The following is a 10,532-nucleotide window of genomic DNA, read 5'->3' as shown; positions in this document are numbered from 1 at the left end:
GAGGTGGCCGCTTCTTCAGCGGCCCTCGAAGGGCGACGGCCCAGCTGCATCGGGGCCGTGCATCCTTCGAGGCTCCCGGCGCGATGCTGAGCATCGCGCCACTCGCACCTCAGGATGACGGGGTGAGCGCTCGCGCGCGCCTCAAAAATTCACCCGGTTCGAGATCGCACCATCCACGATCAGATTGGCGCCGGTCGTAAACGACGACGCTGGACTCGCCAGAAACACCGCGGCGCTCGCGATCTCCTGTGGCGTCGCCATGCGCCCCGTCGGATTGCGCTTCATCGCGTCGTTGTAACGCTCGGGCATGTTTTGCTCGATCATGTTCCAGACGCCGCCCTTGAAATAGACGGTGCCGGGCGACACGACATTTACGCGGATCTTCTTCTTTGCGTATTGCCGCGCCAGTCCCTTGGCCATGTGGATCAGTGCCGCCTTGATCGGGCCGTAAGAGCTCGCGACATCGGCCTGCGCCGCAGAGATCGAGGAGATGATGACAAAGGCGGCATCGCCGCTTTTCTCGCCGCTGGCTTCGAGGAATGGCCGCGCGGCGTCGAACGCATGCACGGCGCCGAGCAGGTCGAGCCGGAAATTCTGTTCCCATGATGCGGGATCGTGACCTTGCGCCATGGCGCCTGCATTGGCGAACAGCAGGTCGATGCCGCCGAGCTCCTTTGCCGCGCCCTCGACCCACGCCTTCAGTGCCGCGCCGTCGGTGACGTCAACCGTGCCGCCGGTGGCGCGGATGCCGCTCGCCTTCAATTCAGCAACGGTGGCCGCGACCTGCTCCGCATTGCGCGCGCACACCGCGACATTGCCGCCTTCACCGGCCAGCGTCGCCGCAATCGCCCGCCCGATGCCGCGGGTGCCACCGAGCACGATGGCGTTTTTTCCTTTGAGACCGAGATCCATTGTTTTGTTTTCCTTGTTGTTGGTCGCGGGTAGTGTAGCTGTTTCAGAAGATGCGCAGAAGCCTCCACATCGTCATTGCGAGGAGCTCTTGCGACGAAGCAATCCAGACTGCCGCCGCGGAAAGATTCTGGATTGCTTCGCTACGCTCGCAATGACGGCGTCGAGAGAGGGGCGAGCCCCCTCACTCCGGCGCGGCCCCCACCGGCGGGCCACCGGGCGGGCGGTGCAGGAAGGTCAGCGATGCGTAGGCGCCGACCCAGGAGCCCATCGCCGCGAAAGCGACATAGAAAGCGTTCTCGGTGTAGCTGATCACGGCGTAGGAGGAGAGCAGGTACCAGATTGCACTCCAGTTCGCCGCCGGCACGCGTTTGCGTGCGATCACGGCCGAAGTAAACATGACGTAGACCGCGTCGGTGGCCGCTGTTGCGATGAAGACGGCGCCGGCGGTGAGGGGATCGATGGCGGCCATTACATTCCTTTATGTGCTAATGGATGGTCATCAAAAAACTAAGGGAGAGAAGAGGCCATGCAAAGCCCCGCTGACATCCTCAAGGCTATCTGGACCTCCGCCGGCGGCGATGTGGCCGCGCTCGAACGCATACGGCTGACCGGCGAGGAGCCGCAGATCCCATCCTCGTTCCGCGTTGCCGTCGCCGGGCAGGCGACAATCGCCGCAGCAGGCCTTGCGGCCGCCGAGATATGGAGGCTGCGCGGCGGTGAGGCGCAGGACGTGACGGTCGACATGCGCCACGCCGTCGCCGAATGCCGCTCGGAGCGTTATCTGCGCCTTGACGACAAGCCGCCGCCACCGGCCTGGGACGCTATCGCCGGCGTCTACAAGACCGGCGACAATCGCTTCGTCCGTTGCCACACCAATTTTAGGCATCACCGCGATGCCGTCTGCAAGGTACTCGGCTGCGTGCCCGAGCGCGAGCAGGTGCAGGCCGCGCTGATGCAATGGAAGGGCGCGGATTTCGAGACCGCGGCCTATGCCGCCGGCGGCGTCGTCGCGCTGATGCGTTCTTACGACGAATGGTCGGCGCTGCCGCAGGGGCGCGCGCTCGCGGAGCTGCCGCTGATCTCGATCGAGAAGATCGGCGACGCTCCGCCCAAGCCTTGGACTAGAAAGCCGTGGCCCCAAGGATTGTCGAACGGCGATCGTCCGCTCTCGGGTCTTCGCGTGCTCGATCTCTCCCGCGTCATCGCCGGTCCCGTCGCCGGCCGCACGCTCGCCGCGCACGGCGCGGATGTGCTGCTGGTCTCGGGGCCGGAGCTGCCGGCCATTCCCTGGCTCACCATCGACACCGGCCGCGGCAAGCTCACCACCTTCATCGAACTGAAGAGCGAAGCGGGCCAAGCGCAGATGCGCGAACTGCTGAAAGACGCCGACATCTTCTCGCAAGGCTATCGTCCGCGCGCGCTCGCCGCCCTCGGCTTCTCGCCGGAGCAGGCCGCAGAGATCAATCCCGGCATCGTCTACGTCACCCTGTCGGCCTATGGCCATGCCGGCCCATGGGCCGAGCGGCGCGGTTTCGATTCGCTGGTGCAGACCACGACCGGCTTCAACGATGCGGAAGGCAAGGCCGCTGGCATCGACGGTCCCAAGGAATTGCCGGCGCAGATGCTCGATCACGCCACCGGCTATCTGATGGCGTTCGGCGCGATGATGGCCAAGGCGCGCCAGGTCCGTGAAGGTGGCAGCTGGCACGTGCGTGTGTCGCTGGCACAGACCGGGCGCTGGCTGTGGAATCTCGGCCGGCTCGAAGGCGGTCTCAACACCCCGGGTCTTACGGGCGAGGCCGTACATGCTGCGTTCATGGACACCGTGTCATCTGGCTTCGGCACGTTGACGGCGGTGCGCCATTCGGCGGTGCTGTCGCGAACGCCGGCGCGATGGAGCCGTCCGGCGATGCCGCTCGGGAGCCATCCGCCGCAATGGCCTGCACGAAGCTGACGCGGTGCCGAAGCTGACGTGAAGCTGACATGTCGCAAAATTTTAACGCAAACCGAAAGACGACCAGCGTTTTTTAGGTTGTTTGAAATCGCAATTCGGCACTATTAGCGCGACCGATGAGGCAGTGGTCTGCCGAGATCGTCGCAGACACGACCGGGCCCCATGGTAGTTGAGAATACCAAGCGATTGCAGGCGCTTACAAAACGACGGGTGATCACATCCGTAGTTTTACTGGCGCTTGTTGGGGCTGGCGCCTACGGCTTCCTGTTTGCGGGCGCCAAGGACAAGAAGCACTCCGAAGTCTCCAGTCAGTCGCGCAGGAACGCCCAGAATTTCACGCCGACACCGTCCGAATGGGCGACGCTGACGATCCAGCCGGTCAATGCCAAAAGCTTCCGCGCCGAGTACGTCACCGAAGGCAAGGTCGCGGTCGATGAGGACCGCTCGACGCCGGTGTTCTCGCCCTATGCTGGCCGCGTGACCAAGCTGCTCGCCAAGCCGGGCGAGAGCGTGACCCAAGGTCAACCGCTGTTCACGATCGAGGCCGCCGACACCGTGCAGGCCCAGAATGATTTCATTGCGGCGATGACGTCGCAGAACAAGGCAAAGTCGGCGCTCGAGCTTGCGGACATCCAGTACCGGCGCGCCAAGGATCTCTACGAAGGCCGCGCCATTCCGCTCAAGGACTATCAGCAGGCGGAAGCCACCCAGGTCCAGGCGCAGAACGACATGCGTTCCTCGGTGACGGCGCTGGAGGCCGCAAACAACAAACTGCGCATCCTCGGTTTTACCGACGAGACGATCAAGGCGTTCCAGAACAAAGGCACCATCAATCCGGAGATCACGATCTATGCGCCGATCTCGGGCACGGTCGTGCAGCGCAAGATCGGCCCCGGTCAGTATGTCAATTCCGGCGCCAGCGATCCGGTCTTCGTGATCGGTGATCTCTCCACGGTCTGGCTCACCGCCTTCGTGCGGGAGAGCGACGCCGCTCAAGTCAGCGTCGGGCAGGACATCTCTGTCAATGTGATGGCGCTGCCGGGCCGTCCGCTGACCGCCAAGATCAACTACGTCGCCGCCGCGATCGATCCCAGCACCCGCCGCCTGCTGGTCCGCGCCACCATCGACAACAAGGACGGCCTGCTCAAGCCGGAGATGTTCGCCAACGTCACGATCTATTCGGCCGGCGACCGTGCGGCACCGGCGGTGCCGAAGCAGGCGCTGATCTACGAAGGCAACCAGGTCCGCATCTGGGTCGCGCGCGAGGACAAGTCGGTTGAGCTCCGCCAGATCAAGATCGGCCTCATCAATGGCAACCTCGTCGAGGTGACCAGCAACCTGAAGCCCGGCGAACAGATCGTCGTCAAAGGCAGTCTGTTTATCGACCGCGCGGCGTCCGGTAGCTGATCGACGACCCAAGAAGCTGCGAAAAACCTGAATGGATCGTCTCGTCGCCCTTGCCGTCAACCGGCGTTTCCTGATGGTCGGCATGTTCGTCGCCGTACTCATCGGCGGCCTGATTGCGTTCAACCAGCTCAACATCGAGGCCTATCCCGACCCGACCCCGCCGATGGTCGACATCGTCACCCAGAGCCCGGGCCTGTCGGCGGAAGAGATCGAGCGCTACATCACGATCCCGATCGAGACCCAGGTCGCGGGCCTGAAGAACCTGACGACCATCCGCACCATCTCGCTCTACGGCCTCTCCGACGTCAAACTCCAGTTCTCCTTCGCCTACACCTATGAAGAGGCGTTGCAGCAGGTCCTGAACCGTCTGGCGCAGCTCGCGCCGCTGCCGGGCAATGTGCAGCCGCAGATCTCGCCCCTGAGCCCGATCGGCGAAATCTTCCGCTATCGCCTGGTCGGCCCGCCGAACTACAGCGTGCTCGACCTCAAGACCATCCAGGATTGGATCCTCCAGCGCCGCTTCCGCTCAGTGCCCGGCGTGATCGACGTCACCGGGTGGGGCGGCAAGAGCAAGACCTATGAGCTTCAGGTCGACAACAACAAGCTGGTCGCCAACGGTCTGACGCTGCCGCAGCTGCTCCAGGCGGTCAGCAATTCCAACGTCAATGTCGGCGGCAACACCGTCAATATCGGCCAGCAATCGGCCGTGGTCCGCGGCGTCGGTCTGATCCGGTCGATCGACGACCTCGCCAACACCATGGTCGCGCAGACCAACGGCAATCCGGTGCTGGTGAAGGACGTCGCCACCGTCACCGTCGGACAGAAGCCGCGTCTCGGCATCGCCGGCCTCGACGATGCCGACGACATCGTGCAGGGCATCGTGCTGATGCGCCGCGGTGAGCAGAGCACCCCGACCATCAACCGCGTCGAGCAGCTCGTCGCCCAGATCAACGGCTCCACGATCCTGCCACCGGGTGTGCGCATCGAGCGCATTTACGACCGCAAGGACCTGATCGACCTCACCACCCACACCGTGCTGCACAACATGGTGGTCGGCATCCTGTTGATCGTGCTGTTGCAGTGGATCTTCCTCGGCGATCTCCGCAGCGCGCTGATCGTCGGTGCCACCATTCCGTTCGCGCTGTTCTTCGCCGTGATCATCCTGGTGCTGCGCGGGGAGTCGGCGAACCTGTTGTCGGTCGGAGCCATCGATTTCGGCCTGATCGTGGATGCCACCGTGATCATGGTCGAGGCGATCTTCCGCCGCCTGACGCAAACCACGCCGCCGACGGAATCCGAACAGATGTCGGCCGAGACGCTGTTCGGCATGAAGAGCCATGCCATCCTCAGCGCCGCGGCCGACGTGTCGCGCTCGATCTTCTTTGCCGCCGCGATCATCATCGCGGCCTTCCTGCCGCTGTTCACGCTATCCGGCGTCGAGGGCAACATCTTCGGGCCGATGGCGCGCACCTATGCCTACGCGCTCGCCGGCGGCCTGCTTGCGACCTTCACCGTTACGCCCGCGCTGTCCGCGATCATCCTGCCCGCGCATGTCGAGGAGACCGAGACCAGAGTAATGCAGATTCTGCACCGGCTCTACATGCCGCTGCTGAACTGGGCCGTCGCCAACCGCGCCATCATGCTGGGCGGCGCGATCGGCCTGGTCCTGATGACGGTCGCGCTCAGCCGGCTGCTCGGCCTCGAATTCCTGCCCAAGCTCGAAGAGGGCAATCTCTGGATCCGCGCCACGCTGCCGCCGACCATCTCGCTGCAGGAAGGCAACTCCTACGTCAACGAGATGCGCAAGTTGATCCGTGCCCGGCCCGAAGTCGAGTCCGTGGTGTCGCAGCACGGCCGCCCCGACGACGGCACCGACGCCGCCGGCTTCTTCAACGCCGAATTCTTCGCGCCGCTGAAGCCTGCGAGCGAGTGGCCCGGCACGCATGACAAGGAGGTGCTGACTGCGGAGCTGCTCAAGCAGCTCGACGATCGCTTCCCCGGCGTCGAGTTCAATTTCTCGCAGTATCTCCAGGACAACGTCTCCGAAGCCGTCTCCGGCGTGAAGGGCGAGAACTCGATCAAGCTGTTCGGCAGCGATCTGCAGGCGCTGACCGACACCGCCAACAAGATCAAGTCGGTGCTGTCGACCGTGCAGGGTGTCACTGACCTCGCGGTCTTCACCTCGCTGGGGCAGCCGACCGTGCAGATCGACATCGACCGCGCCAAGGCCGCGCGCTACGGGCTCGCCCCCGGCGACATCAACGCCACCATCAAGGTCGCGATTGGCGGCGACACCGCGGGCGATATCTACGAGCCGGGCTCCGATCGCCACTTCCCGATCATCGTTCGCCTTGCGCCGGAGTACCGCCGCAGCGCCGAGGCGATCCAGAACATACGGATCGGTGCGCCCGGGCCGAATGGCTCCGTGACCCAGATTCCTCTGAGCGAAGTCGCCACGATCAGCCTCGTGTCCGGCGCGGCCTACATTTATCGCGAGCAGCAGGAACGTTATCTGCCGATCAAATTCTCGGTGCGTGAGCGCGATCTCGGCAGCGCCATCCGCGAGGCCCAGCAGAAGATCGCCGACCAGGTGCAGTTGCCACCCGGTTCGCACATGGAATGGGTCGGCGAGTTCGGCAATCTCCAGGACGCGATCCGGCGGCTGTCGATCGTCGTGCCGATCTCGCTGGCGCTGATCGCCGTCCTGCTCTGGTTCAATTTCGGTTCAATGACCGATACCCTGCTGGCCATGAGCGTGATCCCGATGGCGATCTTCGGCGGCGTGCTCGGTCTGCTCATCACCGGCACAGCGTTCAGCGTCTCGGCGGCGATCGGATTCATCGCGCTGTTCGGTATCGCCGTGATGGACGGCATCATCATCCTCTCGCAGTTCAACCAGCTCATCGATGAAGGTATGGACCGCGTCAGCGCAGTGATACGCACCGGCGAATTGCAGCTTCGTCCGGTGCTGATGACCTGCGTGGTCGCCGGCGTCGGCCTGCTGCCGGCCGCGCTGTCCGGAGGTATCGGCTCGCAGGTGCAGAAGCCGCTCGCGGTCGTCGTCGTCACCGGCATGATGCTGGCGCCGATCGTGATCCTGGTGACCCTGCCGGTGCTGATCTCCTTCTTCTCGCGCCGCGCGCGCTGACGCTCGGCTAACTCAACGCTCGTTGCGCGATCCGCAGCAGTATCGTGATGAATGCACAGATCTGGTGCAACTCAGAAGCCGTAGAGTCGCGCGGGATTATCGACCAGGATTTTCTTGCGTACATCCGCATCCGGCGCCCACGCCGGAAGCTGGTTGAGCAGGCGGCCGTCGTCGATCTGGTGGAACGGTGCGAGGTCGGTGGTCTTGCGGCCCTCGACTTGCGCAGAATCCGGATGTGGCCAGTCGGTGCCCCAGACGATGCGGTCCGCGTTCGCCGCGATCAGCGCACGCGCATAGGGCGCCATGTCCTGATAATCGGGCGCCAGGTTTGACGACCGATAGGCGCCGGAGATCTTCACATAGGCCTTGCCGGATTTGACGAGCGCGATGAGGTCGGCAAAGCCGGGCTGCTCGAGTCCGAGCGAGGCCTCGAGCCCACCAAAGTGGTCGAATACCGCAGGCACAGGTGAGGCCAGCACGAGATCCCTAATGGCCGAGATCATCGACAGTGTGGTGTAGAGCTGCACATGCCAGCCCCGCGCCTTCATGCGTTCGATGGCGGCCGTGAAGCGGGCACGGCCGACATCGGGATTATTGACGCCGTCGGTTGCAAGATTGATGCGGATGCCGCGAAAACCGTCCGCGTGCATCGCGTCGAGCTGGGCTTCCGTGGTTCTATCGTCGATCACCGCCACTCCGCGCGCGGTCGCGCCGCGCGCCTTCATCCCGAAACTGCTGGAAGAGTTGTCGGTGCCATAGACGCTCGGGGTGACGATGACCACGCGCTCGATGTGCAGCGCCTTGTGCAGCGCCGCCATTTCCTCGGGGCTCGCGGGTCCAGGCGTATAGACGCGCCCCGCGAAGAACGGAAATTTTTCGACGTCACCATGGATATGGGTGTGACAGTCGCAGGCATGCGCCGGAACGTCGAAATTGATCGGCGTTGCGGGCTGCGCTGCGCGCGCGTAAATTTTGTCGGTCATGGCTACTCCGGCGGCGGGGAAGGGGCGCGCACGATATCACATCAGCTGTGCAGTCCTGCCACGTCGGTGCATAGCTGGTCGACCAACTCCGCAAGCGGCCGCGCGCCGTCGACGCGCACGGTCGGGCAGGGCAAGCCGGCAACCCACGCTTCATGCGTTGCGAGGCTGCGGCCGTCGCGATCGCCGGCCTCGTAATGCGCGGCCCATGCGATGAAGGTCTCGGTCTCCTCATGACGCCAGCCGCCCTGTGCGACGGCATCAGCACCAAAATGCGCGGCCTCGCGGGCACGCAGGCGCTTCAATCGTAATTCGCGCGGCGTGACCACGAAGACGACGAGGTCGAAATACGCGACGAGTTCGTCGCCCCAGCCGGTCGCGGTTCCGCTCAACACCCAATCGAGCCGCGGCAGGAACATCTCGCGCATGAGGCGCAGCCGATCTGCGGCGGGGCGCGTCGTCTGGTAGGGCGGCGCCGTCGGCAGCCAGAAATAGTCGTCGCTATCGTGATGCGGCAGCGCCAGCCGGTCCGCAAGCGCGCGGCCGAGCGTCGTCACGCCGGAGCCCGAAGCTCCCATCAGATGGATACGGCGGCTCTTCATCGATGTCGGCCGGAAGGTTTGAAGTTACTGCCCCGACGGCGTGCGCAGGCCGTGCCAGGCGTCGCGGACCTGATGGTAGTGCACTTCCGGCAGATAGTCCGGCGTGTTCAGGCTCAGGGTCTTGACGTCGAGATGACCGACGGCGCTGAGCAGGGTGTAGGAGGCGATGACGCGGTCGCGCAGCGCGCCGATCAGGCGAGCCTTGGCCTGGATCAGATCTGCCTGCGAATTCAGCACGTCCACCGTGGTGCGCTGTCCGCCGGCGGCCTCGCGCTGCACGCCCTGGAGCGCCACGGTCGCGGCCTTCACCTCGGACTCCGAGGCCGAGACCGCGATCTTGGCGCCTTCATTGGTGACCCAGGCGCTGGTCGCTGCCGTGCGTGCCTGGTTGCGCACCTGGTCGAGCACCAGCCGGCTCTGCGCTGTGACTTCCTTGGCCTGTCGGGTCTGCGAGGCGGCCTGGCCGCCGTCATAGATCGGCGCCGTGACATTGGCGACGATCGAGGCCTGGTCGGTGGCGAAGGTGCCGAGCGTCTGGTCGTTGTCGCGGCTGCGGCTGACGCTGCCCTGGAGACTGGCGCTCGGCAGCAGCGCGCCTTCGGCAACGCGGATATTGGTCGAGGCGACGTCGACGTCGAAGCCCGCAGCCATCACCGCCGGATGCTCGCGGATCGACATCGCGATCGAGTCCTCGCGGCTCTTCGGCAGATAGCGATCGACGACCTCGGCGGGGCGAAGCGCGGAGGGTGCGTTGCCGATCACTTGCGAATAAGTCGCCTGGCTCACGGCGAGCGCGACTTCGGCGGCGTTGAGATCGGCGAGGCCGCGACTGAGGCGCGCCTCGGCCTGGGCGCTGTCGGTCGGGGTGACGTCGCCGGCGTTGAGGCGGCGCTGGGTGATGGAGAGCGTCTCGCGCAGGAAGGCGACGTTGGAGCGTTGGGCCTCGACCAGCGACTGGTTCGCCAGCACGTTGGTGTAGGCGGTGACGGCGTCAAGCAGCACGCCTTGGCCGACATTGCGCAGCGCCTCGCGGCCGGACTGAACCTGGAGTTCCGCGACCCGCACGCTGTTGGCGGTGCGGAAGCCGTTGAACAGGGTCTGCGACACCGTGACCCCGATGGTCCACGGCTTCAGCGTCGCGGTCTGGATGGTGTTGTCCGGAAGCAGGTTGCGCACCGCCTGTAATCCGGCGCTGAGGCTCGCCACGATCTGCGGCCGGTAGCCGGCGAGGGCCTGTGGCACGTTCTCGTCGGTGGCGCGTTGCCGCGCGCGCTCGGCATTGAGTTGCGGGTTGGTCTGGTAGGCCTTGACCAGCGCCTCCGGCAGGGCCTCCGCATAGGCCGCGGTAGGCAGGGCGCAACAGAGCGCCAGCGTGGTCCATGCCGCCAGGACAGGACCCACGCCCGATCGACGCCGCGTCATCACGCGACCAGCTCTGGCGGCACGCCCAATCATGTAATCCCGCAAAACCCCGGCTGTCCGCCCCCGCCGACGGCGGCTCTCTTAACTGTTTACCCAGCGCCAGTCCC

General features: G+C 65.0%; 8 protein-coding genes. 3 read left to right on the top strand and 5 right to left on the bottom strand.

Going from position 1 to position 10,532, the window contains the following annotated elements; translation table 11 throughout:
• Positions 1–141 precede the first annotated feature (141 nt).
• Positions 142–912, bottom strand: a complete 771-nt coding sequence (locus ABIA96_RS00625) for an SDR family NAD(P)-dependent oxidoreductase (RefSeq protein WP_354135079.1) — start codon at positions 910–912, stop codon at positions 142–144.
• Between the two features lie 181 nt (positions 913–1,093).
• Entirely contained in the window at positions 1,094–1,381 is a 288-nt protein-coding gene (locus ABIA96_RS00620) for a hypothetical protein (RefSeq protein ID WP_354135078.1), read from the bottom strand.
• Positions 1,382–1,438: 57 nt separating this feature from the next.
• Here ABIA96_RS00620 and ABIA96_RS00615 point away from each other — a divergent pair, with 57 nt between their 5' ends.
• From ABIA96_RS00615 to ABIA96_RS00605, 3 genes are all read left to right on the top strand, one after another.
• A complete protein-coding gene (locus ABIA96_RS00615) occupies positions 1,439–2,866 on the top strand; it encodes a CoA transferase (RefSeq protein WP_354135077.1) in 1,428 nt (475 codons plus the stop codon).
• A gap of 162 nt (positions 2,867–3,028) precedes the next feature.
• Entirely contained in the window at positions 3,029–4,273 is a 1,245-nt protein-coding gene (locus tag ABIA96_RS00610; RefSeq protein ID WP_354135076.1) for an efflux RND transporter periplasmic adaptor subunit, read from the top strand.
• Between the two features lie 31 nt (positions 4,274–4,304).
• On the top strand, positions 4,305–7,421 hold the full coding sequence (locus ABIA96_RS00605) for an efflux RND transporter permease subunit (protein WP_354135075.1): 3,117 nt from the start codon (positions 4,305–4,307) through the stop codon (positions 7,419–7,421).
• Positions 7,422–7,492: 71 nt separating this feature from the next.
• Here ABIA96_RS00605 and ABIA96_RS00600 read toward each other — a convergent pair whose 3' ends face one another.
• The 3 genes from ABIA96_RS00600 to ABIA96_RS00590 are packed head-to-tail and all read right to left on the bottom strand — an operon-like array spanning position 7,493 to position 10,458.
• Entirely contained in the window at positions 7,493–8,404 is a 912-nt protein-coding gene (locus tag ABIA96_RS00600) for an amidohydrolase family protein (protein WP_354135074.1), read from the bottom strand.
• Between the two features lie 41 nt (positions 8,405–8,445).
• Positions 8,446–9,003, bottom strand: a complete 558-nt coding sequence (locus ABIA96_RS00595; protein ID WP_354135073.1) for a P-loop NTPase family protein — start codon at positions 9,001–9,003, stop codon at positions 8,446–8,448.
• Between the two features lie 24 nt (positions 9,004–9,027).
• Positions 9,028–10,458, bottom strand: a complete 1,431-nt coding sequence (locus ABIA96_RS00590) for a TolC family outer membrane protein (protein WP_354135072.1) — start codon at positions 10,456–10,458, stop codon at positions 9,028–9,030.
• Between the last annotated feature and the right edge of the window lie 74 nt (positions 10,459–10,532).

Source organism: Bradyrhizobium sp. LB11.1, assembly GCF_040549385.1.
GTDB lineage: Bacteria > Pseudomonadota > Alphaproteobacteria > Rhizobiales > Xanthobacteraceae > Bradyrhizobium.
This window is presented reverse-complemented; position numbering and strand designations above follow the sequence as displayed.

Bases quoted from the DNA above. Each gene is read 5' to 3' on its own strand.
- ABIA96_RS00605 (WP_354135075.1), top strand. From the start codon at position 4,305: ATGGATCGTCTCGTCGCCCTTGCCGTCAACCGGCGTTTCCTGATGGTC.
- ABIA96_RS00625 (WP_354135079.1), bottom strand. From the start codon at position 912: ATGGATCTCGGTCTCAAAGGAAAAAACGCCATCGTGCTCGGTGGCACC.
- ABIA96_RS00610 (WP_354135076.1), top strand. From the start codon at position 3,029: ATGGTAGTTGAGAATACCAAGCGATTGCAGGCGCTTACAAAACGACGG.
- ABIA96_RS00620 (WP_354135078.1), bottom strand. From the start codon at position 1,381: ATGGCCGCCATCGATCCCCTCACCGCCGGCGCCGTCTTCATCGCAACA.
- ABIA96_RS00595 (WP_354135073.1), bottom strand. From the start codon at position 9,003: ATGAAGAGCCGCCGTATCCATCTGATGGGAGCTTCGGGCTCCGGCGTG.
- ABIA96_RS00590 (WP_354135072.1), bottom strand. From the start codon at position 10,458: ATGATTGGGCGTGCCGCCAGAGCTGGTCGCGTGATGACGCGGCGTCGA.
- ABIA96_RS00600 (WP_354135074.1), bottom strand. From the start codon at position 8,404: ATGACCGACAAAATTTACGCGCGCGCAGCGCAGCCCGCAACGCCGATC.
- ABIA96_RS00615 (WP_354135077.1), top strand. From the start codon at position 1,439: ATGCAAAGCCCCGCTGACATCCTCAAGGCTATCTGGACCTCCGCCGGC.